The sequence below is a fragment of the Streptomyces chattanoogensis genome, assembly GCF_001294335.1.
GTDB lineage: Bacteria > Actinomycetota > Actinomycetes > Streptomycetales > Streptomycetaceae > Streptomyces > Streptomyces chattanoogensis.
In genome coordinates this window covers 241,099-267,127 of record NZ_LGKG01000141.1, presented here as the reverse complement: position 1 = coordinate 267,127, position 26,029 = coordinate 241,099, and the positions used below count along the sequence as shown (strand labels likewise).

23 protein-coding genes and 1 pseudogene are annotated in these 26,029 nt (G+C 72.3%); 11 read left to right on the top strand and 13 right to left on the bottom strand.

Annotation, left to right across the window (positions count from 1 at the left end):
• The first annotated feature begins 133 nt into the window (after positions 1-133).
• Positions 134-1,345, top strand: a complete 1,212-nt coding sequence (locus tag ADL29_RS21075) for a thiolase C-terminal domain-containing protein (protein WP_053925146.1) — start codon at positions 134-136, stop codon at positions 1,343-1,345.
• A gap of 42 nt (positions 1,346-1,387) precedes the next feature.
• On the opposite strand, the gene ADL29_RS21070 is transcribed toward ADL29_RS21075, so the two are convergent.
• Complete coding sequence (locus tag ADL29_RS21070) at positions 1,388-1,837, bottom strand: hypothetical protein (protein WP_053925145.1); 450 nt, start codon at positions 1,835-1,837, stop codon at positions 1,388-1,390.
• 190 nt (positions 1,838-2,027) lie between these two features.
• On the opposite strand from ADL29_RS21070, the gene ADL29_RS21065 reads away from it, so the two are divergent.
• On the top strand, positions 2,028-3,287 hold the full coding sequence (locus ADL29_RS21065) for a sensor histidine kinase (RefSeq protein ID WP_211274359.1): 1,260 nt from the start codon (positions 2,028-2,030) through the stop codon (positions 3,285-3,287).
• Entirely contained in the window at positions 3,272-3,919 is a 648-nt protein-coding gene (locus tag ADL29_RS21060; protein ID WP_053925143.1) for a response regulator transcription factor, read from the top strand. Before ADL29_RS21065 ends, ADL29_RS21060 begins: the two co-directional genes overlap by 16 nt.
• A 43-nt stretch (positions 3,920-3,962) precedes the next feature.
• Here the strand turns inward: ADL29_RS21060 and ADL29_RS21055 are convergent, their stop codons facing one another.
• Positions 3,963-4,742, bottom strand: coding sequence for a VOC family protein (locus ADL29_RS21055; RefSeq protein WP_053925142.1), 780 nt, complete (start codon positions 4,740-4,742; stop codon positions 3,963-3,965).
• Positions 4,743-4,926: 184 nt separating this feature from the next.
• Between ADL29_RS21055 and ADL29_RS21050 the strand changes: the two genes are divergently transcribed.
• Together ADL29_RS21050 and ADL29_RS21045 are read left to right on the top strand one after the other, a co-directional pair.
• The gene (locus tag ADL29_RS21050) at positions 4,927-6,360 is read left to right on the top strand and encodes an FAD-dependent monooxygenase (RefSeq protein ID WP_245689549.1); all 1,434 of its coding nucleotides are present in this window, start codon (positions 4,927-4,929) and stop codon (positions 6,358-6,360) included.
• A 1-nt stretch (position 6,361) separates the two neighbouring features.
• The gene (locus tag ADL29_RS21045; RefSeq protein ID WP_078971165.1) at positions 6,362-7,120 is read left to right on the top strand and encodes a pyridoxine/pyridoxamine 5'-phosphate oxidase; all 759 of its coding nucleotides are present in this window, start codon (positions 6,362-6,364) and stop codon (positions 7,118-7,120) included.
• A gap of 97 nt (positions 7,121-7,217) precedes the next feature.
• Here the strand turns inward: ADL29_RS21045 and ADL29_RS21040 are convergent, their stop codons facing one another.
• Both ADL29_RS21040 and ADL29_RS21035 read right to left on the bottom strand, forming a co-directional pair.
• On the bottom strand, positions 7,218-7,706 hold the full coding sequence (locus tag ADL29_RS21040; protein WP_053925141.1) for a GNAT family N-acetyltransferase: 489 nt from the start codon (positions 7,704-7,706) through the stop codon (positions 7,218-7,220).
• Between the two features lie 106 nt (positions 7,707-7,812).
• A complete protein-coding gene (locus ADL29_RS21035) occupies positions 7,813-8,271 on the bottom strand; it encodes a Zn-ribbon domain-containing OB-fold protein (RefSeq protein ID WP_053925140.1) in 459 nt (152 codons plus the stop codon).
• 278 nt (positions 8,272-8,549) lie between these two features.
• Between ADL29_RS21035 and ADL29_RS21030 the strand changes: the two genes are divergently transcribed.
• Complete coding sequence (locus tag ADL29_RS21030) at positions 8,550-10,826, top strand: acetate--CoA ligase family protein (protein WP_053925139.1); 2,277 nt, start codon at positions 8,550-8,552, stop codon at positions 10,824-10,826.
• Positions 10,827-10,905: 79 nt separating this feature from the next.
• A complete protein-coding gene (locus tag ADL29_RS21025) occupies positions 10,906-11,709 on the top strand; it encodes an enoyl-CoA hydratase/isomerase family protein (protein WP_053925138.1) in 804 nt (267 codons plus the stop codon).
• A gap of 454 nt (positions 11,710-12,163) precedes the next feature.
• On the opposite strand, the gene ADL29_RS45380 is transcribed toward ADL29_RS21025, so the two are convergent.
• Positions 12,164-13,249 carry an RNA polymerase sigma factor gene (locus tag ADL29_RS45380; protein WP_245689547.1) on the bottom strand — a complete coding sequence of 362 codons (1,086 nt, stop codon included), beginning with the start codon at positions 13,247-13,249 and terminating at the stop codon, positions 12,164-12,166.
• 167 nt (positions 13,250-13,416) lie between these two features.
• Here ADL29_RS45380 and ADL29_RS21010 point away from each other — a divergent pair, with 167 nt between their 5' ends.
• Positions 13,417-14,106 (top strand): flavin reductase family protein, encoded by a 690-nt coding sequence (locus tag ADL29_RS21010; RefSeq protein WP_053925137.1) that lies wholly within the window; start codon positions 13,417-13,419, stop codon positions 14,104-14,106.
• Positions 14,107-14,135: 29 nt separating this feature from the next.
• Here the strand turns inward: ADL29_RS21010 and ADL29_RS21005 are convergent, their stop codons facing one another.
• From ADL29_RS21005 to ADL29_RS20985, 5 genes are all read right to left on the bottom strand, one after another.
• Complete coding sequence (locus tag ADL29_RS21005) at positions 14,136-15,032, bottom strand: hypothetical protein (protein ID WP_053925136.1); 897 nt, start codon at positions 15,030-15,032, stop codon at positions 14,136-14,138.
• A 63-nt stretch (positions 15,033-15,095) separates the two neighbouring features.
• Positions 15,096-16,388, bottom strand: coding sequence for an MFS transporter (locus ADL29_RS21000; RefSeq protein WP_053925135.1), 1,293 nt, complete (start codon positions 16,386-16,388; stop codon positions 15,096-15,098).
• Between the two features lie 125 nt (positions 16,389-16,513).
• Positions 16,514-17,584 carry a Zn-dependent alcohol dehydrogenase gene (locus ADL29_RS20995; RefSeq protein WP_053925134.1) on the bottom strand — a complete coding sequence of 357 codons (1,071 nt, stop codon included), beginning with the start codon at positions 17,582-17,584 and terminating at the stop codon, positions 16,514-16,516.
• Positions 17,581-18,696 carry an acyl-CoA dehydrogenase family protein gene (locus ADL29_RS20990; RefSeq protein ID WP_425424261.1) on the bottom strand — a complete coding sequence of 372 codons (1,116 nt, stop codon included), beginning with the start codon at positions 18,694-18,696 and terminating at the stop codon, positions 17,581-17,583. Before ADL29_RS20990 ends, ADL29_RS20995 begins: the two co-directional genes overlap by 4 nt.
• Before the next feature lie 7 nt (positions 18,697-18,703).
• The gene (locus tag ADL29_RS20985) at positions 18,704-19,609 is read right to left on the bottom strand and encodes an SDR family oxidoreductase (protein WP_053925133.1); all 906 of its coding nucleotides are present in this window, start codon (positions 19,607-19,609) and stop codon (positions 18,704-18,706) included.
• An 82-nt stretch (positions 19,610-19,691) separates the two neighbouring features.
• Here ADL29_RS20985 and ADL29_RS20980 point away from each other — a divergent pair, with 82 nt between their 5' ends.
• Together ADL29_RS20980 and ADL29_RS46640 are read left to right on the top strand one after the other, a co-directional pair.
• Positions 19,692-20,618, top strand: a complete 927-nt coding sequence (locus ADL29_RS20980; RefSeq protein WP_053925132.1) for a cyclase family protein — start codon at positions 19,692-19,694, stop codon at positions 20,616-20,618.
• A gap of 272 nt (positions 20,619-20,890) precedes the next feature.
• A pseudogene (locus ADL29_RS46640) lies at positions 20,891-21,073 on the top strand (pentapeptide repeat-containing protein); the annotation flags it as partial.
• A 51-nt stretch (positions 21,074-21,124) separates the two neighbouring features.
• On the opposite strand, the gene ADL29_RS20975 reads toward ADL29_RS46640, so the two are convergent.
• The 3 genes from ADL29_RS20975 to ADL29_RS20965 all read right to left on the bottom strand — a co-directional run bounded on the left by ADL29_RS20975 (position 21,125) and on the right by ADL29_RS20965 (position 24,242).
• Positions 21,125-21,601, bottom strand: coding sequence for an ATP-binding protein (locus ADL29_RS20975; RefSeq protein ID WP_053925131.1), 477 nt, complete (start codon positions 21,599-21,601; stop codon positions 21,125-21,127).
• A 464-nt stretch (positions 21,602-22,065) separates the two neighbouring features.
• Positions 22,066-23,079 carry an acyl-CoA dehydrogenase family protein gene (locus tag ADL29_RS20970; protein WP_053925130.1) on the bottom strand — a complete coding sequence of 338 codons (1,014 nt, stop codon included), beginning with the start codon at positions 23,077-23,079 and terminating at the stop codon, positions 22,066-22,068.
• An 8-nt stretch (positions 23,080-23,087) separates the two neighbouring features.
• On the bottom strand, positions 23,088-24,242 hold the full coding sequence (locus ADL29_RS20965; protein WP_053925129.1) for an acyl-CoA dehydrogenase family protein: 1,155 nt from the start codon (positions 24,240-24,242) through the stop codon (positions 23,088-23,090).
• Between the two features lie 206 nt (positions 24,243-24,448).
• Between ADL29_RS20965 and ADL29_RS20960 the strand changes: the two genes are divergently transcribed.
• Entirely contained in the window at positions 24,449-25,981 is a 1,533-nt protein-coding gene (locus ADL29_RS20960) for a class I adenylate-forming enzyme family protein (protein ID WP_053925128.1), read from the top strand.
• Positions 25,982-26,029 lie beyond the last annotated feature (48 nt).

Below are 26,029 nucleotides of genomic sequence, written 5' to 3'. Positions count from 1 at the left end.
GTCCGTTCCAACGGGCCCCGGCCTCTGATCTGACGGCACGTCATGTTAGGTACGGCATCCCGACTTTCCTAGAGCCGCGCACCGGCGCCCGGGGCCCTGCCCGCGCCCCCGAATCTGATGTACCGTCAGATCCATGACGCCAGGGACACCAGGGACCCCCTCCGGGCACCGCCGCCCGCACCGCCCTCGCAAGGCCGTCGTCGCCGGAGTCGCCCTGTCCGACTGCGGGCGCGTGGACGAGGCCACCCCGTACGCCCTGCACGCCCAGGCCGCCCGCCGGGCGCTCGCCGACAGCGGTCTGGACCGGTCGGTGATCGACGGCTTCGCCTCGGCCGGCCTGGGCACCCTCGCACCCGTGGAGGTCGCCGAATACCTGGGCCTGCGCCCCACCTGGGTCGACTCCACCGCCGTCGGCGGCGCCACCTGGGAAGTCCTGGCCGCGCACGCCGCCGACGCGATCGCCGCGGGCCACGCCAACGCCGTACTCCTGGTCTACGGCTCCACGGCCCGCGCCGACATCAAGGCCGGACGCCGTACGTCCAACCTCTCCTTCGGCGCCCGCGGCCCGCTCCAGTTCGAGGTCCCCTACGGACACACCCTGATCGCCAAATACGCCATGGCCGCCCGCCGCCATATGCATCAATACGGCACCACCCTGGAGCAGTTGGCCGAGGTCGCCGTCCAGGCACGGGCCAACGCGGCGGCCAACCCGGACGCCATGTACCGCACCCCGGTCACCGTCGACGAGGTCCTCGCCGGCCCGATGATCGCCGACCCGTTCACCAAACTGCACTGCTGCATCCGTTCCGACGGCGGCTGCGCGGTCCTGCTCGCCGCCGAGGACTACGTCCCCGACCTGGCCAAACCCCCCGTCTGGGTGCTCGGCTGCGGCACCGCGGTCTCCCACACCACGATGTCCGAGTGGGACGACTTCACCGTCTCGCCGGCCGCGGTCTCCGGCCGTCTCGCCTTCGAACGCGCCGGTGTCCGCCCCGCCGACATCGACCTCGCCGAGATCTACGACGCCTTCACCTATATGACCCTCGTGACGCTGGAGGACCTGGGTTTCTGCGCCAAGGGCGAAGGCGGCGCGTTCGTCGGGAAGGGGCGGCTGCTGCGCGACGGCGAACTGCCGGTCAACACCGACGGCGGCGGCCTGGCCGCCTGCCATCCGGGGATGCGCGGCCTGTTCCTGCTGGTCGAGGCCGTACGCCAACTCCGCGGCGAATACGGTCCCGAGCGCCAGGTCCGCAAGCCCGGCGGCCGGCTCCCGCACCTCGCCGTCGCGTCCGGTACGGGTGGCTGGTTCTGCTCGTCGGGGACGGTGGTCCTGGGGCGGGGATAGGGGTCCCTACGAGCCCTGCAAGCCCTGCAAGACCTACGGGCCTTAGGAGCGCCTGGAGCTCTTGGGGAAAGCGGCGCGCAGTCCGGATCCGTTGGTGAGGAAGGCGGCCGGGGCGAGAACGAGGGCGCCGGCGATCTGCATCGCGACGAACCACGGCGGGAGGGCGCCGGGGATGCTGTCGATGGCGACGATCGCGAGCGGCGCGACGACCGACATGATGCGCACCCGCAGATAGGCCGAGCGCGATCCCCGTGCGGCCAGGCCGGTCAGCCAGTAGGCCACCACGGCGCTCGCGAGCACTCCGCCGGTGCGGCCCCACATGAACGACGAGACCTTGTGGCCCTTGACCGAGAGGATGACGTCCACGAGGAGGACCGCGACGCCGAGCGCGCCGTATCCCGCGACGCATTTCTTCACCGCGCCGAAGGCCCGCTGGGTGTGGGGCTGGTGGAGGTGGCCGGCCGCGGCCGTGGTGTGGTCGATCGTTTCCATGTCTCTTCGTCTCTCTTCGGTCGTGCCGTTGTCGTGGTGTCGACGCTAGGGAGCGCAGGGGTGGTGCGGTATGGGCCTGGACGTACGGGTGGGTGGGGCCAGACCCACTACCGGGCCGATCCGGCGGAGATCGGGCTCCTTGCGGCGCACAGTGGGGGTCATGAAGCGAGAAGGACGAGAGGGAATGGCCATGCGACAGCTGGTGTCGTGGGCGGCACGTGTCGGCGTGGGGTTGGTGCGCGCGTGCCTGGTGGCGGTCGTCAGCATGCTGGTCCCGGCCGTGTGGGCCGCTGCGGTGGCGCTGGGGATCTGGTGGGGGCCGGGGAACCCGTGGTCGTGGGTAGCGCCGTTGGTGCTGGTGTGTGTGGGCACGCTCGCCCTGTCCCGCCCGGTCTGCCGGATGGTCCGCCACCTCGTCGCGAGATGGACCGCCACCGTCATCCCCGCCGGATACCGGCAGGCCGGGCCGGTGACGCAGATGTCCACCGGGTACTGGTGGAACGGCTTCAGCTACGAACGCACCAGCCGCGACGCCCTCATGGACCAGAAGTGGCGGATCCGGTGGAGCGACCCGGCGACCTGGCGCGACCTGCGCTTCACGGCCATCGCCCCGTTCACCGTGGGCGTGATCGCGGCCCTCCCGCCGGCCGGGGTCGCGGGAGCGGTCGTCGGGCTGTCCCGGCCGGCGCTCCCCGCGCGCGCCCTCGGGCTGCTCGGACTGGCCGTGGCCGTCGTCTGCGCCCCGTACGCCTGGCGGTCCGTCGAGCGGGTGGCCGTCCACTTCCTGCGCCCCTCGCCTGCGATGGCGCTGGCGGACCGGGTGGACGAGCTGACGGCCCAGCGCGCGGATGCGACGGTCGCACAGGCCGCCGAGATCCGCCGGATCGAGCGGGACCTGCACGACGGGGCACAGGCACGCCTGGTCGCGCTCGGGCTCGCTCTGGCGACTGCGGAGAAGCTGATGGAGACCGATCCCGAGCAGGCCAAGACGCTGATGCAGGAGGCACGCGCCGGCGCCGCCACGTCACTGACCGAACTCCGCGAACTGGTCAGGGGAATCAACCCGCCGGTGCTGAACGAGCGGGGGCTCGTCGATGCCGTCCGCGCCCTTGCCCTGGACAGCCCGCTCGAGACGGAGGTCAGCGCAGGCCTTCGGCTCCGCCTCGACCCGCCGATCGAGTCCGCCGTGTACTTCGGGATCGCCGAACTGCTGACCAACGCGGTCAAGCACGCCCACGCGACCCGGGCGCGGATCTCCCTCACCCGGGACGACACCGGCCTCGTCGTCGACGTGGAGGACGACGGCCGCGGCGGAGCCGGTGTGCGCGCCGGCGGTGGACTTGCGGGGCTGCACCGCCGCCTCGCGGTCTTCGGCGGCACCCTGGAGATCACCAGCCCGGCGGGCGGCCCGACCTGCGCAAGAATGGTGGTGCCATGCGAATCGTTGTAGCCGAAGACCTCTACCTCCTGCGCGACGGGCTGGTGCGCCTCGTCGAGGCGTACGGACACCAGGTGGTGGCGACGGCAGCCACCGGGCCCGAGACGCTCGACGCGCTGCTGACGTGGCGGCCGGATGTCGCCGTCATCGACGTCCGTATGCCGCCGACCCAGTCGGACGAGGGCCTGCGGGCGGCTCTCGCCGCCCGCCGCGAACTGCCCGGACTGCCGGTCCTGATCCTCTCCCAGCACGTCGAACAGCTCTATGCCCGCGAGCTCCTGGCCGACGGCGCGGGCGGCATCGGCTACTTCCTCAAGGAGAGCGTGTTCCACGCCGATCAGTTCATCGACGCCCTGGAACGCGTCGCCGGCGGCGGGACCGCCATGGACCCGGACGTCATCACCAGACTGCTGTCCGCCGGATCCTCGAACCGACGGCTTGAACAGCTCACCGAACGCGAGCACTCCGTGCTCGGCCTCATGGCCGAAGGGCTGTCCAACCAGGCCATCGGCCAGCGGCTCTTCCTCAGCGAAAGCGCCATCAGCAAGTACACCACCTCCATGTTCGGCAAGCTCGGCATCACCGATGACGACAACAGCAACCGCCGCGTCCTCGCCGTCCTCGCCTACCTGAACACGCCATGACGGGCTGACGTAGCCGTGCGGCACACCCAGTGCCTGTCCGGCCCTAGGCGGCAAGCCTCGTGCCGACGCTGAAGCGGGTGCCGAAGGGGTCGGTGATCTCTGCCATCCGGCCGTACGGGGTGTCGGTCGGGTCGTCCACCGCACCGCCCGCGGCGACCGCACGTTCCGCCAGTTCGTCCGTACCCGCCACCTCGAAGAGGGTCTGCCAGCGGGCCGCCGGGGCGTCCGGGTCGCCGAAGATGCCGCCGATCTCGTGGCCGTCCGGGCGGCGGAGGAAGGTGAAGTCGGCGTCCGGGAGGTCCTGGTTGCCGTCGAGGGTGAAGCCGAAGACCGTGCCGTAGAAGCGGCGGGCCGGGGCGGGGGCCGGGCAGACGAGGTCGTTGCGGAGCAGGGCGCCGGGCTCGTTGACGAGCCGGCAGCCGGGCAGTGAACGCCCCTGCCAGAGGCCGAAGCGGCCGCCGGCGGGGTCCTCGACGGCGGCCGTCCGGGCCAGTCCGGCGGCCTCCGCCGGCGGCGCGAGCAGGGTGCCGCCGGCGGCGGTGATCCGCTCGGCCGTGGCATCGCAGTCGTCCGTCGCGAGGTAGACGTGCCACCAGGACTCGCCGTCGAGGTCCGCGACGGAGCGGGGGCGCAGCGCAGCCACCGGGAGCCCGCGCAGCAGACACAGGGTGAAGGGGCCGGTGGCCGCCGACCGCTCCTCGTACTCCCAGCCGAACAGCGCGCGGTAGAAGGCCCGGGCGCGGCCGAGACCCTCGCCGTCCGGGACCCCGAGGTCGATCCAAGTGGGCGTGCCGATCGGCTGGTTGATCGTGACGTGACTCATTGCGGATCCCTGTCCTTCGTCATGGCCGGTTGCGTCATGCCCGGTTGCGTCGTCGCGCTGCGGGCGGGCAGGCGCGGCCAACGCTAGGGAGGGTGCAGGACAGAGGGTGTCCTACACAGCCCCTTCCCCCTCGCCTATACAAACGTCATAGACAATTGTTTAAGACGTTCGTATAGTCGAGGGCGTGAGCGCACAACGCGCCGATCGCCCCACCCCGCACCACAGCCCGAAGGGACCCGCCATGTCCGCCCTGCCCGCCACCGCACCCGCCGCCGGACCGCACCCCCGCCCCGCCCGATCCGTTCTGATCTCCGGCGCGAGCATCGCCGGCCCGGCGCTCGCCCACTGGCTGCACCGCTACGGATTCACCGTGACCGTCGTGGAGCGCGCGCCCGAACTCCGTACCGGCGGCTACAAGGTGGACATCCGGGGCGCCGCGGTCGACGTCGCCGAGCGGATGGGGATCCTGGAAGACATCCAGCGCGCCAGTACGGACATGCAGACCGGCGCCTACGTCAACGGCGAGGGCAAGCGGATCGCCACGCTCCCCGCCGACATCTTCGGCGCCCGGATCGGCCGCGACGACGAGATCATGCGCGGCGACCTGGCGCGCATCCTCTACGACCGCACCCGGTCGGACGTCGAGTACCTCTTCGGCGACTCGATCACCGCCATCGGCCCCGCCACCGCCGAGGGCGTCGAGGTGGCCTTCGAGCGAGGAGCCCCGCGCCGTTTCGACCTCGTCGTCGGCGCCGACGGGGTCCACTCGAACGTACGGCGGCTGGCGTTCGGCCCGGAGGAGCGTTTCGCGCGCCACCTCGGCAGCTATATCTCGGTCTTCTCCCTGCCCAACGAACTCGGCCTGGACCGCGAGGAGTTGTACCACGCCCTACCCAACAGGCTGATCTGTGAGTACAGCTCGGCGGGGGACCCGACGGCCAAGGGCATGATGACGTTCCGCGCCCCCCGGATGACCTACGACCACCGGGACCGGGCACAGCAACTGGACCTGATGGAAGCCGCATTCGAAGGCAGCGGCGGCTGGAACGTACCGCGGCTGCTCCAGGCGGCCCGCCAGGCCCCCGACTTCTACTTCGACGGACTGCAGCTGATCGAGATGGACCGGTGGTCGAGCGGCCGGGTGGTACTGCTCGGCGATGCCGCGCACTGCGCGTCGCCGGCGTCGGGACAGGGCACGGGGATGGCGCTGGTCGGCGCGTACGTCCTGGCCGGGGAGCTGGCGGCCGCGGGCGGCGATCCGGCGGTGGCCTTCGACCGCTACGAGACGGAGATGCGCGGCTATGTCACGGCCAACCACCGGCTGGCGGAGAAGTTCGTGACGGAGATGAACGTGGCGACGCGGGGCCGGATCCGGCTCCGCCATCTGATGCTGCGGATCCTGCCGCACATGCCGTGGAAGAAGCTGGTCGCGAAGAAGATCGCCGAGGATGTGCAGCGGGGCGCGAACGCGATCACGCTCAAGGACTACGCCGAGGCCCCCGGCCGGGGCTCCGCCCGGGACCACGCCGCGGCCCGCCCGGCGCCGGAGGCGGTGCGGTCCGGACCGCACGGGGCCCGGACCTCCGCGGTCGCCTCCCCTCCCCCGTACGCTGCCTGACATGGCCGAATCCGCTGACCACCGGGACACCCCGGGCGCCCCCGGCACCGGGGCCGCCACCGGGGGCGCCCGCCGCCGCACTTCCGACGAGTCCGACGACGCCGCTTCCCGCGCGTTCCGCGAGCTGCTGCGCGGGCTGCGGGTCTGGGACACCGAGCTGCCGACCTTCGATCCCGCACAGGCCCCGGCCGCACCGCTGCCGCTGTTCCGGCAGTGGCTGCGCGAGGCCGCCGAGGCCGGTGTGCCCGAACCGCACACCATGACGCTCGCCACGGCGGACGCGGCCGGCGACCCCTCCGTACGGACCCTGATGCTGCACGACGCCGATGAGCGCGGCTGGCACTTCGCCACGCACCGCGGCAGCCGCAAGGGCCGCGAGCTGGCGGCCCGGCCGCGGGCCGCGCTCGGCTTCTACTGGGCGGCGGTCGGCCGTCAGATCCGTATCCGGGGGTCGGTGACCGCGGCGAGCGCCGAGGAGAGCGCGGCCGATCTGCACCGCCGCTCGCCGGGCGCGCTGGCCGCGGCGCTGGTCGGCCGCCAGAGCGAGGTCCTCGGCTCCACCGACGAACTGGCCCGCGCCTCGGACGCCGCCTGGGAACGGGCCCGGCGCGAGCCGGACGCCCCCGTCCCCAGCTGGACGCTGTACGTCCTGCGGGCCGAGGAGGTCGAGTTCTTCCAAGGGGATGCGAGGCGGCGGCACGTACGGCTCAACTACCGCTTGACGGGCGGCGGTTGGGAGCAGGAGCTGCTCTGGCCGTAACGGTGTTACAGGCCGTCGGGGCGCCCGATCGGTCGGGCGGTCGCGCGGTCGGTCATGCCGCCGGACAGTCAGGCCGCCGGGAGCCGGGCCCCGGGACTCACAACCTCCGGTACATGATGTGGAAGCCCACGAAACCCTTGGCGGGGTGCCGGAAACCCTCGGGAATCGTGGTCATGATCTCGAAGCCGAGGGACTGCCAGAGGGCGACGGCGGCGGTATTGGTCTCGATGACCGAGTTGAACTGGATCCCGCGGTACCCCTCGGCGCGGGCCCAGGCCAGGACGTGTTCACCCAGCGCCCGGCCGACACCGCGCCGGGCGTACCGCGGATCGACCATGAAACTGGCGCTGGCGATATGCGAGCCGCCGCCCGTGGAGTTGGGGTTCATCTTCGCCGAGCCCAGCACCGTACCGTCCGGATCGACGGCGACGACCGTACGGCCCGGTGGCGGCAGCATCCACATCTGCCGGCCGGCCGGTTCCCCGAGGTCGCGCGGATACGGGTAGGTCTCCCCGGCCGCGACGATGACATGGAAGAACGGCCAGATGGCGGGCCAGTCGGCCGCGGTCGCTTCTCGGATCAGCACGGGGCCAGGATGACTCTTAGGAAACGGGCCCGCCACCGGGTTTCGCACGGGAGCCACCGGTCGCGGCGGGGGCCGAGACCAGGTTCCGTACGGAAGTCGCCACCGGTCACGCGGGCCGGAAGACGGGAACAGCGTTCGCTCCCCCGGCCTCACCGCCGTCTCCCTTGCCGCCCCCGGAGGCCGCCGCCTCCCGGAACTCCACCATCAGCGGCATCCCGATCCTCAGCTCCCCCTCCCCGCACCCGACGACCTCGGTCATCATCCGCGGCCCCTCGGCGAGCTCGACCACCGCCGCGACATACGGCGTCCGGCCACCGAACGGCGGGAGGTCATTACGGTGCACGACGGACCAGGTGTACAGAGTGGCGCGCCCGCCGGCCGGCTCCCACACGACGCCCTCACCCCAGCAGTACGGGCAGAACTCCCGCGGATAGTGATGGGCCGCCCCGCACCCGCCGCCTTCGGCCCGGCAGCGCCGCAGCAGCAGCCGCCCCTCCGCGGCCGCCTCCCAGTACGGCCGCGTGAACGCATCCACAGCCGGCACATCAGCACGCCCCGTCGTCACCGGAACACCCCCAGCGCATCGTCAAGCCACCACGTCCGCCATCTGACGGTACGTCAGTTCACCGGGTGAGGGGCGCGCGGCGCAAGAGGCTCCGCCGAAAACACCCGCGAATCTCCACGAGGTCCCACGGGGCCCCGCAAGACCCCGTGGGACCCCGTGAAGCTTTACCAAGCACCCCCATTCCTGACATGCCGTCAGTTCAGTAATCTGACTATGCGTCAGCTGAACGGAACGATGCGCAGGTAATGAGAGCCGTCACACAGGAGCGGGCGTCTGCGATGCTTGGATCGACTCACGGGACCCTCACCACTCACTCCCGGCCGGCCCGCGTCGTGGCCTGCGGGGAGCAACCACCACCCACCGTCCACGGCGTACCCGAGGCCCGCGGGGGCGGTGGCGGGCAGCGTTCCGGCGGGTCGGCCGACCGGGACGTCAGCGGGCGGCCGCTGTACGCACCGGTGCCCGACCTGGACCGCTTCTTCCGGCCCGGGTCGGTGGCCGTGATCGGCGCCTCCGACAGCGAGGGCCGGCCGAACACCGGCATCACCCGTCAGCTGATCGGCTGGGCGGAACGGGTCGGCGCCCGGCTCCATCCCGTCAACCCGGGGCGTGAGCAGGTCTTCGGCCTGCCCTGCCACACCTCCGTCGCCGACCTCCCCGAACCCGTGGATCTCGCCGTCCTCCTGGTCGCCGACCCCGTCCCGGTCATCGAGCAACTGGGTGACGCCAAGGCGAAGTTCGCCGTGGCCTTCGCCTCCGGCTTCGCGGAGACCGGGGCGGACGGCGCGGCGGCGCAGGCCCGGCTGGCCGAGGCCGCCGAACGCTCCGGGCTGCGGCTGCTCGGCCCGAACACCAACCTCAACGCCTTCGAGACGTTCCGCGAGGACCTCGACGGCCCGGCCATCGCCCTCATCACACAGTCGGGTCACCAGGGCCGCCCCGTCTTCACCCTTCAGGAACTCGGCATCCGTCTCTCGCACTGGGCCCCCACCGGCAACGAGGCCGATCTGGAGACCGCCGACTTCCTCTCGTACTTCGCCTCCCGCCCCGAGGTCGGCGCGATCGCGGCGTATGTGGAGGGCCTCAAGGACGGCCGCAGTTTTCTGCTCGCGGCCGACCATGCGGCCCGCAACAAGGTGCCGGTCGTCGCCGTCAAGGTCGGGCGTACCGAGACCGGCGCCCGGATGGCCGCCTCGCACACCGGCAAGCTCACCGGTGCGGACGGGGTCGTGGACGCCGCGATGCGGCAGTTCGGTGTGATCCGGGTGGACGGGCTCGACGAGCTGCAGGACACCGCGGCGCTGCTGGCCCGCGCCAGGAAGCCCGTCGCCGAGGGCATCGCCGTCTATTCGATCTCCGGCGGCACCGGCGCCCACTTCTCCGACCTGGCGACCGCGGCCGGCCTGCAGCTGCCCACCCTCGACGCCGCAAAGCAGGCCGAACTGCACCAGTGGATACCGGAATACCTGAACGTCGCGAACCCCATCGACAACGGCGGGCACCCGGTCGGCGACTGGCGCGGCCCCAAGATCATCGACGCGATCCTCGCCGACCCGTCGGTAGGCGTTCTCATCTGCCCGATCACCGGCCCCTTCCCGCCCATGAGCGACAAGCTCGCCCAGGACCTGGTCGACGCGGCGGAACGGACGGACAAACCGGTGTGCGTGGTGTGGGGCTCCCCACTCGGCACCGAGACCGCCTACCGCCACACCCTCCTCGGCTCCTCACGAGTGGCCACCTTCCGCACCTTCGCCAACTGCATCACCGCCGTACGCGCCTACCTCGACCACCACCGCTTCACCGCCGCCTACCGCTCCCCCTTCGACGACGCCCCGCGCGTGCTCTCCCCCTCCGCCCGCAAGGCGCAGGCCCTGATGCGTCCGGGCCAGCAGCTCAGCGAACACGCGGCCAAACAGCTGCTGCGCGCCTACGGCATCCGCGTACCGCGCGAACAGCTGGTGACCAGCGCCGCGGCGGCCGTACGGGCGGCGAGCCAGGTCGGCTACCCCGTGGTCATGAAGGCCTCCGGGCCCCAGCTGGCCCACAAGACCGAACTCGGCCTGGTGAAGGTCGGGTTGACCTCCGCCAGCCAGGTGCGCGACGCCTACCGCGAACTCACCGACATCGCCCGCTACGAGGACGTCCCGCTGGACGGTGTGCTGGTCTGCCAGATGATCGAACGGGGCGTGGAGATGGTCGTCGGGGTCACCCACGACAGCCTCTTCGGGCCGACGGTGACGGTCGGGCTGGGCGGGGTCCTCGTGGAGGTGCTGCGGGATGTCGCCGTGGGGGTGCCGCCCTTCGGGGAGGACCAGGCGCGCGCGATGCTCGGCGAGCTGCGGGGCCACGCCCTCCTGCACGGCGTACGGGGCGCGCCGCCGGCGGATGTCGATGCGCTGGTGGAGGTGGTCCTGCGGGTGCAGCGGATGGCGCTCGAACTCGGGGACGACCTGGCGGAGTTGGACATCAACCCGCTGGTGGTCCTGCCGCGGGGGGAGGGGGCGGTGGCCCTTGACGCGCTCGCGGTGTGCCATGGGCCCGGCGGGGCGGGGTGAGTCGGCTTCACCGTCACCCGTCAGCCCTCCGCCATCCGTCCCCGATTCCGTCATCCGTCCTCCGTTGGAGCCGCCCCGCATGGCAACCTCCCCTGATTCCCTGGTACTCCACACCACTGACAACGGCGTCTCATGGATCACCCTCAACCGGCCCGCGGCGATGAATGCCCTCACCTGGGACCAGCGCGAACGCATCATCGATCTGCTGGCGGGGGCCTCGGCCGACCCGGGCGTACGGGCCGTGGTGATCACCGCGACCGGCAAGGGGTTCTGTGCGGGGGCCGATCTGCGTGGGGCGCCCTCAGCGGGCGGCGAGCGGGTTGCGGGCGATGTCGCGCGGATGATCCGGCAGGGGGCGCAGCGGTTCATCGGTGCCGTGCTGGACTGCGAGAAGCCGGTGATCGCCGCCGTCAACGGCACGGCCGCCGGGATCGGTGCGCATCTCGCGCTCGCCTGTGATCTGGTGCTGGCCGGTGAATCGGCCCGTTTCATCGAGGTGTTCGTGCGGCGCGGTCTGGTCCCGGACGGCGGCGGCGCGTACCTCCTGCCGCGGCTGATCGGCCCGCAGCGCGCCAAGGAGCTGGTGTTCTTCGGCGACGCCGTGTCGGCCGCCGAGGCCGAGCGGCTGGGACTGGTCAACCGAGTCGTGCCGGACGGCGAGTTGGCCAAGACGGCGCGGGAGTGGGCCGAGCGCCTGGCGGCCGGCCCGACCCGCGCGCTGGCCCTCACCAAACAGCTGGTCAACGCCTCGCTCGACAGCGACCGGGCCGCGGCCTTCGCCGCCGAGGCCACCGCCCAGGAGATCAACATGACCACGGCCGACGCCCAGGAGGGCGTCGCGTCGTTCGTGGAGCGCCGCAGCCCTACGTACCGGGGGCGGTAGCGGGACGGGAGCGGGTACGGGGGCCGCCTTCCGCCGCACCGGCTGGGGGTGGTCGTCCGCGCTGACGTCCGGATCCCGCCCCGCCGCGACGCCCGCCGCGCCCCCGTCACGCCCGGCTCCCGCCGGACCGCCCGTGGCCGTACCCGCCGCGCACAGCAGCCCGGCCGCGAGCAGCCCGGCCCCTACGGCACCGCCGAACCTGCCGAGTCCGCCGAATGCGCCGGGCCCGCCGAGTCTGCTCAGTCCGCCGAGCCGGTCACCTGCCGTGGTCATCGCCGTTGCCACCCGTCGTTGCACGTCATCGCTGTCATCGCTGTCATCGCTGCTGCCTCCGTCATCGCCGGCATTCGACATGTCCCGCTCCGCAGCCCACCGGCACCGGCTCCCCCCTGCCCGTACGGGCGACCGCCACCACACGCGCGGCGGTCCCACAGGCCGGCACGGCGCGAGCGGCCTAGGCCACGTCCCGCGAACACACCGGCACCTCATGCGTGTTACGGGTCCGCACCCCCGGCAGCCACCCCGTCACGCCCCTCTTGCCGGTCACCAGATACCAGCGGGTGGACGTCACGCCCTCTTCGTCGCGGACCAGCTGCCCGTCGGGGACCACACAGTGGGCGGCCAGGACGTCGCCGTGCCAGACACGGCCCGCGAAGTTGTGCCGCGCGGCGTATCTGACGTGCGGGTCCTTGGCCAGGCTCAGCGCGCACTCCAGGGAGCGGAGCCTGCGGCAGGGCGCCTCGCTGTTGTAGACGGTGAGCGGGACCGCCCGGACGCCGGCGGCCGGCGGTGGCCCGCTGCCGCCCGGACGTACCAGCCACCAGGCCCCCCACGTCACGGCGGCCACGGCGGCCGCGACCGCAAGCACGATGGCGTACGCCTTCCGGCGGGAGGCGACGCGCGGTACGCGCACCACGGGCGTTACGGAGGGCGCCCCGGCAGCGGACTCCTTGATGCGGGCCCACAGTCCGGCCGGGACCTCGATCTGCTCGTCCGCGCGCTGCAGCCGCTCGTACGGCAGGGCGTTCAGCGCGCGGGCGCGGTGGCGGGCGGCCGCGCTCCGGTGCGCCTTAATGATCTCGGCGGCCTGGTCGAGGGTGTAGCCGTCGAGGTCGACGAGGAGGACGACACCGGCCTGGCGGGGCGACAACCGCCCCAGCAGGCACACCGCCCCGGTCTCCTCGATGCCCTCCACCCCATCGGCCGGCACCTGCCGCCGGTCCTTGCGGTGTGCGTCGCGGGCGGCGTCGAGCACCGCGGTGAAGGCGTGGGCGTACGGATCCGGATGCGCGAGGAAGCGCTTCGGGCGGGCGGCGAGTGTGCGGTACGCCGCCTGCACCCATTCCTCCGCGGACCGTCGGGGTCCGGCCAGCATCGACGCCCGCCGGTAGAGCCGCGGCAACAGCCCGCGGAAGACCTCGTCGAAGGCGGGTGGCGCGGCGGACGAGGGTGATGACGGCGTGGCATCGGCCATGTGGTGGAACTCCCCCGTGCTGAGATACGGGCGGCGGCCGAGGCGGAAGCCACCCGTGCAGTCCATCGCCGGCCTGTGCGGTCCACAGCCAGTCAGGCGGCACCCCCGGCCTCCCCGGAATACCCCCTGCATCAACCCTGAGCCGCCGCAAATCACCTTTGTGGGTGGTGGCCCCGGGGCTTCCCATCTGACGAGGCATCAGATTCAATGAAGGCATGATGGGACATGCGGGAATGGCGGCGACGGCGGTGCGCTATCTGCGCTCGGTCGGCGCGCCGACCACGGCCTCTCCGGCAATCACAGGCACCGCTGACACCACAGACCCCACAGGCACCGCAGCCCCGGCTCCCGCCCCGCTCCCGCGCCCCGCGCTGCGGGCCGTACGGGAGGACGAGCGCGCTCCTCTGGACCCGGCCGAATTCCGGTCCGTCCTGGGGCACTTCGCCAGCGGCGTCACGGTCGTCACGGCACCTGGCGACGAGGGCCCGGCAGGTTTCGCCTGCCAGTCGTTCGCGTCGCTCTCCCTCGACCCGCCGCTGGTGACCTTCATGGTGGCGCGCACGTCGTCGACCTGGCCGCGGATCGCCCGCGCCGGGGTCTTCTGCGTCAACATCCTCGGCGCCGGACAGGGCGAGCTGTGCCGCAGGTTCGCGGTCAGCGGCGGCGACAAGTTCGCGGGTGATGCGGGCGTTGCAGGTGATGCGGGTGTTGCGGGCGTTTCCTATACGGCGGCTCCGGCAACTGGTTCGCCGCGGCTGGCGGACGTGCCCGCCTGGATCGACTGCACCATCCAGGCCGTGCACACCGGTGGCGACCATCTCATCGTGGTCGGCCGGGTGGAGGCCCTCGCCGCCGATCCGGCCGCCGCCGAGGCCGGCCCGCTGCTGTTCCACCGGGGCGCCTTCGGCCGCTTCAGCGGCTGAGCGCGGCCGGCCGCGACACCTCCGGCCCCTCAGCGCCGGGTCAGCTCGTACCGGATCCCCGTGTCCGGATCGTCCAGGTCGTAGGAGAGCACCGGCTGGTCCTGCGTACCGCCGATGTTCCACTGCCCCGCGCAGTCACCGCTCACCCGCACGGTCTGGCCACTGTCCGGCAGGGGCTCCTGAAGGCTCCAGTGACCGGTGCCGTCACAGCGCTCCCCCGGCTCGCCCACCCGCGACGCACTCGCCGTCCCGTCGCCGCGCAGCCGCAGCGTGCCGCCGGAGCCGTCCTCCCAGACGCCGACGACCGCGGAACGCGTCAGGTTCGGCGGCTCCGCCTCCCCCAGCAGCCCGGTGGCGACGGCGCCCACGACCAGCAGGGCCGCCCCGACGGCGGCCGCGACTCCGCCGCCCACGACGGTGACGGTCAGCAACGCGGAACGCCGGGCACCGGAACCCCGCGCGGCGTGCCCGGCGAGCAGCGCGGCGGGTACGGCGACCGCCGTCAGCGCCAGCCACAGCACGAGGTACGCCATCGGCGGCGCCAATCCGCGGTCGAGGAGCGCGAGGATCGCGCCGTACACAAGGGTCGCGCCGGCCGCCGAGAAGGGCGTGGCGCACACCGTCCACCACCAGGCGTACCGCCCCGGCAGGCCGCCCGCCCTGATGGCCCACCGCGCCAGCCAGAGGGTGGGCAGCACCAGGGTGACCGTCACCACGAACCCGGGTACGACACCCAGCAGAAGCGCGAGGGGCAGCACGACCGCCATCAGGAGGGGGCTGCCGTCCGCCCCCTCCTGCGTGAAGCCGTACATCGTCACCGCGGCCCCCGCGACCAGCGCCTCGCCCAGCAGCGCGGCCATGGAGACCGCCACGGCCGGCCAGCTCCAGAACACACCGCCGGCGGTCCCGCTCCTGGTCATGCTCATCTCGCATCACCCCTCCGACCGGATCATGCACCCGGTGGGAGACCGACCCGACGCCGGGTCCCCTCAAGCGGCGGCGCGCGGGCGGCGGATGACGAGCGCCATCAGCGCCGCGACCGCGCACAGCGCCCCGGACGCGCACCAGACCGGGTCATACGTACCGAAGGCGTCCCGCGCCAGGCCGCCCAGGAAGGCGATCAGTGCGGCGCCCACCTGGTGGGCGGCGAGCACCCAGCCGAAGACGATCGCGCCGTCCTCGCCGTAGTGCTCGCGGCACAGGGCGATGGTGGGCGGGACGGTGGCGACCCAGTCCAGGCCGTAGAAGACGATGAAGAAGACCATCGGCGGGTGGACGGAGTCGGCCAGCAGCAGCGGCAGGAACATCAGGGACACGCCGCGCAGGCCGTAGTAGACGCCGAGCAGGCGGCGGGTGTCGAAGCGGTCGGTGAACCAGCCGGAGGCGATGGTCCCGGCGACGTCGAAGACGCCGATCACCGCGAGGAGCGAAGCGGCGGCGGTCATCGGCATTCCATGATCGTGCGCGGCGGGCACGAAGTGCGTCTTGACCAGGCCGTTCGTCGTGGCGCCGCAGATCGCGAAGGTACCGGAGAGCAGCCAGAACGGACCGGTGCCGGCCGCCGAGCGCAGGGCCCGCAGCGCGCGCCGGGCCGCGCCGCGCTGCGGCGGCGGCTTGGGGACGAACTCCGTTGCCCCGTACGGCGCGAGGCCCACGTCCGCCGGGTGGTCGCGCAGCAGCAGCCACACCAGGGGGACGACGGCGAGCGCGGCAAGTGCCACCGTGACGGCCGCGGGCCGCCATGTGTACCGCTCCACGATCCAGGAGAGCAGCGGCAGGAAGACCAGCTGCCCGGAGGCCCCGGCCGCCGTGAGGATCCCGGTGACCAGCCCGCGCCGGGCGACGAACCAGCGGTTGGTGACCGTGGCGGCGAAGGCCAGCGCCATCGAGCCGCTGCCCAGCCCGACCAGCACGCCCCACAGCAGGACGAGTTGCCAGGCCGCGGTCATGAAGACGGTCAGGCCGGCGCCGACCGCGATCAGGGTGAGGGCGGCCGCCACCACCCGCCGTATCCCGAACCGGTCCATCAGGGCGGCGGCGAACGGAGCCGTCAGCCCGTACAGCGCGAGGTTCACGGACACCGCGAAGCCGATGGTGCCGCGCGACCAGTGGAACGCGGCATGCAGCGGGTCGATGAGCAGACCGGGCAGCGAGGCGAAGCCGGCCGCACCGATGAGGGTGAGGAAGGTGACGGCGGCGACGGACCAGGCCCGGTGGGGGCGCCGCCCACGAGCGGGGGCGGGGGCGGTTCCCCGCGCGGACAGTTCGGTTATCTGACTCACCGGAGCAGCATCGTCGCCCGCCCCTGGCAGGACGAGTGGCCGAAGGGTCAGCAATCGCCAGGATCGGGCCACCCGCGCCGCCGCGCACGCGGTACGCGCCCTCTTCGCCCAACGCACCTGGGCGCCTAGGCGAAGGTCAGAACCCCCCGGGCCACCCGCCCGTGATGGGCGTCATCCGCAGCCTTGGCGAAATCCTCCACCGGATAGGCCCTGCTCACCAATTCGTCCAGCAGCAGCCGCCCTTCGCGATACATCCGCGCGTACCGTGCGATATCCCGCTGCGGCCGGGACGACCCATAACGGCACCCCAGAATCGACTTGTCCAAATACATCGACGACACCAGGAACGACGCCTCCGCACCGGCCGGCGGCACCCCGAGAAGCACCGCCTGACCGTGCCGGTCCAGCAGATCGACCGCCTGCCGGATCAGCCGCGTACTGCCCACACATTCAAAGGCGTGATCGGCCCCGGCCGGCAACACCTCCTTCACCGCCTTGACGCCGTCCGCCACCGCCGACGCGGCAACGAAATGCGTGGCCCCGAACCGCCGCGCCACCGCTTCCTTGGCCGGATTGGCGTCCACCGCGACAATCACCGAGGCACCCGCTATCCGCGCCCCCTGCAGCACATTGAGCCCGATACCGCCGGCCCCGATCACCACCACCGAATCCCCGAAATCCACCTTCGCGCGATTCAGTACGGCACCGACCCCGGTCAGCACCCCGCACCCGATCAATGCGGCCGACGTCATCGGAATGTCCTCGGGAATCTTCACGGCCTGCACCGCTTTGACAACCGTGCGCTCCGCAAAGGCAGAATTCGACGCGAAGTTGAACAGCTCCGTATTCCCCCGCCGGAACGGTTTGCCCGGCATCCCTATCGCCTTACGGCACATCGTCGGCCGCCCCCGGTCGCACTCGGCGCAGGCGCCGCAGTTGGCCAGCGTCGACAGCGCCACATGGTCACCGGGCGCCACATGCTGCACCCCCGCCCCCACGGCCTCGACCACGCCCGCCCCCTCGTGCCCCAGCACCACCGGCACCGGGAACGGAATGGTCCCGTCGACCACCGACAGATCGCTGTGGCACAGCCCGGCGGCCCGGATCCCCACCAGGACCTCGCCCGGCCCCGGGTCCCGCACCTCCAGATCGTCCACGACCCGGGTCTGCTCGCCGTCGAAAATGACGCCTTTCATCGACGCTCCACTCTGGGCAGGCCGAGCACCCGCTCGGCGATGATGTTGCGCTGGATCTCGTCCGAACCGCCGTAGATGGTGTCGGCCCGGGTGAACAGGAACAGCCGCTGCAGCGCGTCGAGTTCGTACGGCGCGTCCGGGGACCAGCCGGCGGGCCCCACCGCGGCCACGGCACCCCGCACCCGCACGGCCAGCTCTCCCAGCCGCTGATGCCACCCGCCCCACAGCAGCTTCGCCACGCTGGGGGCGCCCACGTCCCCCGCCGCCCCCAGGGTCCGCAGCGCGTTCCATCGCATGACCTGCAACTCGGCCCACTGCTGGATGAGTTGATCGCGCAGCACCGGATCACGCACCGTCCCGCAGCGGACCGCGGCCGCGACCACCTCGGCCAGCTCGGCCGCGAACCCGATCTGCTGGACGAGCGTGGACACCCCGCGCTCCCGCGCCAGCAGCCCCATCGCCACCCGCCAGCCGGCGCCTTCACCGCCCACCACATGCCCGGCCCGCGCCACGGCCCCGTCGAAGAACACCTCGTTGAACTCCGCCGTCCCCGACATCTGCCGGATCGGCCGCACCTCGATCCGCCCCGGCTGGTCCATCGGCACCAGCAGAAACGACAGCCCCCGGTGCCGGCGCTCGTCCGGATCGGTCCGGACGAGCGCGAAGCACCAGTCGGCCTCCCGGGCCAGCGAGGTCCAGATCTTCTGCCCGCTGATCCGGTACGTGTCACCGTCCCGGACCGCGGTGGTACGCAGCGCCGCCAGGTCCGACCCCGCCTCCGGTTCGCTGTAGCCCTGGCACCACAGCTCCTCGCCCCGCGCGATGGGCGGCAGAAACCGGGTGCGCTGCGCGTCGTCCCCGTACGCGAGCAGCGTGGGCGCGAGCAGGTTCTCGCCGATGTGCCGCGCGCAGTGGGAGTGGGACGCTCGCCCCCACCGAGCCCCCTCACCCCCACCGTCGGGAGGGGACGGACCGCAGGACGAAGTCCGGAGGGCCGGCACCGCGGCCGACAACCAACCCCCGCCCACCGCCAGGCGCAACGGCGAACAACCCCCACGGCGGGACAGCCGACAACGTACGGCCCAGGCAAAGCGCAGCGGACAGGCCGACAACGTGGGCCTAACCGGCCGCCGCCTTGGCCGCTTCGGCCATAGCCGACAGCTGCGCCAGCATCGGCATAGGGTCGACGCCGACAACCCCCGGCACCACCTCGGCCACCTTCTCCGGCGTCCACCCCCCGTCGGCGTACACGGAGCGAAGCTCCCCCGGCTGGGCCCACACCGCGATCTTCGGGCCGGCCACCGTATAGACCTGCCCCGTGACGTCCCTGGCCCGGTCGCTCAGCAGGTAGACGACGAACGCGGCCACGTCCTCCGGCTCCCCGATTTCCTTGAGTTCCATCGGGACCTTGGCCGACATCCGCGTCCGCGCGACGGGTGCCACCGCGTTGGCGGTCACCCCGTATTTGTGCAGCCCCAGTGCCGCGCTCCGGACCAGCGAAATGACGCCGCCCTTCGCGGACGCGTAATTGGCCTGCGAAACGGAGCCCTGATGATTGCCGCTGGTGAAGCCCACAAGGGTGCCCGTCCCCTGCCGCCGCATCACGGCCGCCGCCGCCCTGAATACGGTGAACGTGCCCTTCAGATGAGTGGCGACCACCGGATCCCACTCCTCCTCGGACATGTTGAAGAGCATCCGCTCGCGCAGGATTCCGGCCACGCAGACGACCCCGTCGATCCGTCCGTAGTGGGCCAGCGCGGTGTCCACGATCCGCTGGCCGCCGGCCATGGTGGACACATCGTCGGCGACCGCGGTGGCGACGCCGCCCGCGGCCTCGATCTCCTTCACCACCGCCTCGGCGACCTCGCTGCTCGGCTCGCCGCCGTCGATCGCCACGCCATAGTCGTTGACCACGACCCGCGCACCGTGCGCGGCGCAGGCGAGCGCGACGGCGCGCCCGATGCCGCGTCCCGCGCCCGTGACGGCCACCACCTTGCCGGCCAAGAACTTCTCCGCGTTCGCCATGCCGCACCCCTTCCCGCATTTTCTGACGGACCGTTAGATTTTTGGGCAGGCGCGAGTCAAACACAAGACCCCGGAGGCCGCCATGCCCCTGCCGCAGGAGTTCCACGACATCGCCAAACGCGTCAACAACTGGGGCCGGTGGGGGGCCGACGACGAGATCGGCACCCTCAACCTGATCACCGACGAGGTGGTGCGGGCGGCCGCCGCCGGCATCCGTACCGGCCGGCGCATTCCCCTGGCCCTCCCGCTCCGGCAGGACGGCGTACAGACCGGCATGATCCCCGGGCGGATCAACCCGCTGCACACGATGACCGCGATCAACCAGGAGATCTTCGGCCCCGGTACGGTCGCCACCTCCGACGACGCGGTGACCATGGGGCTCCAGGCCTCCACCCACTGGGACGGCCTCACCCATGTCTCCCACTCCGGGCGGCTCTACAACAACCGCCCCGCCGACTCCGTCACCGCCCACGGCGGCGCCGCCTTCCTCGGCATCGAGAAGGCCACCCCGGTCGTCTCCCGCGGCGTCCTCCTGGACGTCGCCCGCGCACACGGCACCGGCCGGCTGCCCGGAGGGCACGCCGTCACGCCCGAAGACCTCGACGCCGCCGAGGAGTTGGCGGGGACGAGGGTGCGGCCCGGCGACATCGTCCTCATCCGGACCGGCCAGATCCAGCACTATCTCGCGGGCGACCGCCAGGCGTACGCGTTCCCCTCCCCCGGGCTGTCGCTGCGCACCCCCGAGTGGTTCCACGCCCGCGATGTGGCCGCGGTCGCCAACGACACCCTCACGTTTGAGATCTTCCCGCCGGAGGTCGAGAACCTCTGGCTGCCGGTGCACGCCCTCGACCTGGTGGAGATGGGCATGCTGCAGGGCCAGAACTGGAACCTGGAGGAGCTGGGCGAGGCCTGTGCGGCGGAGGGCCGTCACACGTTCCTGCTGTCGGCGATGGCCGAGCCGTTCGTCGGCGGCAGCGGGACCCCCGTGGCGCCGGTGGCCGTCCTGTGAGGACCGGCCGGCCAGGTGGCGGTGCGCCCATGCGCGCCCCGAGCGCGGCACCGCGGACCGCCACCTTCCCCCGGCTCCCGCCGGAGGCACCCCCAACCGGCCGCGACCCGCACTCGCCAAGGCCCCGGACCGTATGACCGGCTCCCCCACGGCCTCGGCGTCCCCTCGCGGCGAATCGCCCCACCCAAGGGTGATCAACTCGGCACGCCACGTCAACACCTGGTCTGGACTAATTCAGTTGCACCCGACTTACTCGGATCTGATTTACTCGGGTGCGATTTACTGACGCGTGGTGTGCCGGTGCGCGGTTCACCGGCGCGCGGTTCACCGGCGCGCGGTTTACCGGCGTGCGGTTCGGTCAGATGCAGCTCAGTGACGCGCGGTTCGGTCACGTGCAGCTCAGTGACACGCGGTTCAGTGACGCGCAGTTCGGTCACACGCGGTTCAGTGCTACGCGGTTCAGTGCTACGCAGCTCAGCGGTGAGGTCGCGTGGCGGGCGATGCACCTACATCCGGTGCGTGGTCACGGCGCGGCGGGGCTCGTACGCCCCCAGTTCGCCCCCCGCCGCCATCAACAGCGACTGGCCGCGGTCCACCTCGCACCAGATCCGCTTGCCGGCGCCCTCCTGCTGCCAGCCCCAGCGGTCCGCCAGGCCGTCCACCAGCTCCAGGCCGCGGCCGTTGGTGTCCTCGCCGTCGGCGTGCCGCTGGCGCGGCGGGCGGGCGCTGGCGTCCACCACTTCGACCCGTACGGTCCCCACCACCGCACCGGCGCCCGAGAAGCACATCCGCAGCTTGGCGGCCGAGCCGGTGTGCACCACGGCATTGGTGACGAGCTCGGAGATCAACAAGATCAGCGTCTCCGCCAGCGGCTCATCGGCCCCTATACCGGACCCCATCAGCCTCGACCGGGCCCACCGCCTGGCCCGCCCCACTTCTGCGGGGTCGGGCCGTACCTCCAACTGAACCTGAAGCACCTGCACCGCTCACACCATCCGAACCGGCGGAAACATCGCCTCGCGCCTCCACAGAGTCACGGTCCGTGACCCCGGTGAAGCACAGCATGGTTGACGTTCAGTCACCCCAACAAGCGCTTCGGGCATATTCCAGCGCAAGGGAGTATGCGTGCTGCATACTGTGCGACGCACTTTGCGGGGAGTCGAACAAGGGGAATTCTCGGGCCCCCGCCCGAGGCGAGCGGCGCGCAGTCCGTACCCCGGAGCCGTCATTTCGACGGCACCGCGAACGCTGCGCCACAAAACCACTCGCACCCAAGGGAGCGTACCCGAGCGGAACGCCGACTCCCGCCTGTGACGAGTCACGCCTAGGACACAACCCGATATCGACCCTCCGTGACCGCTTGTGCGTGCGGTATCCGACATTTCACACAGGGGGTGCCGGAATCCGGTTTCCCGGTCCGCGGAACGCCTCATCGTCTCCACTCCCGTCAGGCGATCAAGCCCTCGGCCAGCGCTTCCTCCGCCGCACCGGCCCCACCCCAGAACTCGGCACGCAACCAGGCCCGCTTGAGATGCAGATGCACATCGGCCTCCCAGGTGAACCCCATGCCGCCATGAACCTGCAGGCAGTCCCGGGCGTTACGCACCGCAGCCTCGTCGGCGAGCAGTTTCGCGGCCGTCGCATCGAGAACACCCTCCGTGACCGCCGCCGCATACACCGCACTTCGGGCGATTTCGGCTCGTACGAGCATCTGCGCGCACAGGTGCTTGACCGCCTGGAAGGAGCCGATGGGCGCGCCGAACTGCTCCCGTTCGCGCGCATACGTCACCGCCATGTCGACCGTACGGGCCGCACCGCCCAGCTGCTGGGCGGCGGTGAGCAGGGCCGCTTCGCGGCGCACCCGGGCCACGTCGAGAGGGAGGGGTATTTTGCGAGGGATGTCTGTTACGCGGGCGAGCGGGGTCAGGGGGTCGACCGAGGCGAAAGGGGTGCGGACGACATCGGCGGCTGCGCTTCGGTACGCCCCGGCTTCGCGCCCCTCGTGCACCGGATCCGCCCCCTGTGCACCCCCCAGCAAGATCAACGTGTCGCAGTCGGCCGGGTGTTCCCACAGGACGGGGGCGGAGGTGACGGCCGGGTGCGGTGGGCCGTCCGCCGGGGCGGCCGGCGCGTCGGCCAGGGCGACGATCCGCTCGCCGGTGGCGACGCCGTCCACGATTCCGGCCAGCAGCTGGCAGGCGACCAGCGGTCCCGGCAGCAGGGCCCGGCCCGCCTCCTCCAGGACCAGCACCGCCTCCGGAAGGCCGAGGCCCACCCCGCCGTCCGCCTCCGGCAGCCGCAGCGCGAAGAACCCGGCCGCGGCCAGCTCCCGCCACAGCTCCCGGTCCAGCACGGGGCCGTCGACCGCCGCCCGCAGCCGTTCCCGGCCGAACCGCCCCGCCAGCAGCTCCCGCGTTCCGTCCCGCAACGCCCGCTGGTCGTCGGTGAGTTGGAAGTCCACCGCGCCCCTCACCGCCCCTTCGGCAGGCCGAGGATGCGCTCGGCGATGACGTTCTGCTGGATCTGGGAGGTGCCCGCGGCGATGGTGTACGAGAGGGAGGAGAGCCGGTCCGCCACCCACTCCTGGTCCGCGTCCAGCGACCCGGCGCCCAGCACCTCCGCCGCCGCGTCGTACAGCTCCTGGCGGGCATGGGAATAGCGCAGCTTGAAGACCGAGCCGCCGGCCCCCGGGACGCCCCCGCCGCTCTGTGCCTCGCTGACGTTCCACTGGGTCAGCCGCCACAGCGCCGTGAACTCCGCGCTCAGCCGCCCGAGTCTGCGGCGCAGCACGGCGTCGTCCCAGCGGCCGTTGGCGCGGGCCGTCCGGGCGAGCGCGCCGAGGACCCGGCGGCAGGCCACCACCTCGCCGACGAAGGCGGTGCCGCGCTCGAAGGCGAGGGTCACCATGGTCACCCGCCAGCCGTCGTTCTGAGCCCCGACGCGGTTGCCGGCCGGCACCCGTACCTCGTCGAGGAACATCTCGGCGAACTCCGCCGAGCCGGCGAGCGTCCGCAGCGGCCGTACGGTGACGCCCGGCGCGTCCATCGGCAGGGCGAGCCAGCTGATCCCGCGGTGCCTGGGCGCTTCCGGGTCGGTCCGGACGAGCAGCTCGCACCAGTCGGCGACCTCGGCGTGCGAGGTCCAGATCTTGCTGCCGGTGACGACGTACGAGTCGCCGTCGCGTACGGCCTTGGTGCGCAGCGCCGCCAGGTCCGATCCGGCGCCGGGTTCGCTGAAGCCCTGGCACCAGATCTCGTCGCCGCGCAGGATCGGCGGCAGCCAGCGGGCGCGCTGCCCGGGGGTGCCCTCGGCGGCGATGGTGGGCCCGGCGTGCAGCAGCCCGACGAAGTTCGCGCCGACGTAGGGCGCGCCGGCCAGCTCCGTCTCCTCCAGGAAGATCAGGTGCTGGGTGGGCGTGGCGCCCTGTCCGCCGGCGTCCCGCGGCCAGTGCAGTCCCGCGTATCCGGCGTCGTACAGCATCCGCTGCCAGGCCGCGTCGTACGCCCGGCGCGCGGGCCAGTCGGCCGCGGCGGGCTTGGCGGGGAGCCCCGGCAGCACCTTGGCGAGCCACTCGCGCAGCCGCGCCCGGAACGCTTCCTCTTCTTCCGTGTAGGTGAGGTCCACTACCGGCCCCGGCCCTGGTTCGCCTTCGGGTTCCCCATCGCTTCCCCTCGCCGCGCGTCCGGCCGGGCCCCGGTGTCCGACGACCCGATCCGATCCGATCTGATGGTCCGTCAGATAAAGGCTAGCTCCGGACCTCTGGACCGACAAGGCGCAGGCCTCTACCCTCGGCTTTTGATCTGACGGAACGTCAGTAATGGAGATGCCGCATGCCCGAGGACGGCGCCACCCTCTGGGACCTGGTGGCCCGGCGCGCCGCGCGGACGCCCGATGCACCCGCGCTCATCCAGGGCGCCGAGTCCGCGCGGGACGAGCGGCGGATCACCTTCGGGGCGCTGCGGCGGCGGGCGGAACGGGTGGCCGCCGGACTGTACGAGCGGGGTGTGCGGCCCGGCAGCCGGGTCGTCTGGCAGCTGCCGACCCGTATCGAAACCGTGCTGTTCAGCCTGGCGCTGGCCCGGCTCGGCGCCGTCCAGAGCCCGGTCGTCCCGCTCTACCGCGACCACGAGGCCGGCCAGGTGCTGCGCCGCACCCGCGCCGAGTTCTTCGCCGTACCCGGCACGTGGCGCGGCTTCGACCACACCGCGATGGCCCGCCGCCTGGCCGCCGGGCTGCCCGGCCCGCTCGCGGTCCTCGAGGCGTACGACACCCTCCCGGAGGCCGACCCGCGCCTCCTCCCGCCCCCGCCCGCCGACGGGGACGCACCGCGCTGGATCTACTGGACGTCCGGCACCACCGCGGCCCCCAAGGGCGTCCTGCACACCGACGGCAGCCTGCTGGCGGCGGGCCGCTGTCTGGCCGACGCGCTGCGCATCGGGCCGTCCGACATCGGCTCGATGGCCTTCCCTTACACCCATGTCGCCGGCCCCGACTACACCGTCCTGCTCCTGCGGCACGGGATCCCCGCCGTCCTCCTGGAGCACTTCGCCCTCCCCGGCTCGCTGGCCGCCTACCGCCGCCACCGGGTCACCCTCGCGGGCGGCTCCACCGCCTTCTACACCCTCTTCCTCGCCGAACAGCGCAAGCTGCCTCCGGGCAGCCGCCTCCTGCCCTCCCTCCGCCTGCTGGCGGGCGGAGGCGCCCCCAAACCCCCCTCCCTCCACCACGAGGTCGTCGCCGAACTCGGCTGCGGCCTCACCCATGGCTACGCCCTGACCGAGGCCCCGATGGTCACCATGAACGACCCGTACGACACCCCCGAGCACCTCGCCACCACCGACGGCCGGCCGCCCGCCGGGATGGAGATCCGCATCGCGCCCGGCAGCGGGGAGATACGGCTGCGCGGCCCGGCCGTCTGCCGCGGCTATCTGGACGAGCCGTCCCCCTTCGACGCGGACGGCTTCCTCCCCACCGGCGACCTCGGCCATCTCACCCCCACCGGACATCTCGTCGTCACCGGCCGCCTCAAGGACATCATCATCCGCAAGGGCGAGAACATCTCCGCCCAGGAGATCGAGGCCCTGCTGTACCGCCACCCGGCCGTGACCGATGCGGCCGTCATCGGCCTGCCGGACCGGGAGCGGGGCGAGCGGGTCTGCGCCGTCGTCGAACAGCCGCCGGGGACACGGGAGTTGACCCTCGCCGAGGTCGTCGCCCAGCTCCGGTCCCAGGGCCTGGCGCCGCACAAGCTGCCCGAACAGCTGGAGGTGGTGGACGCCCTGCCGCGCGGGGTGACGCTGGGGAAGGTGCTGAAGGGGAAGCTGCGGGAGCGGTTCGGGGGCCGTCCGGGGATCAGTACGTAGGCCACCGCGGTGCAGGTCCCCGTCGTGTAGGCCACCGCGTGTAGGTCA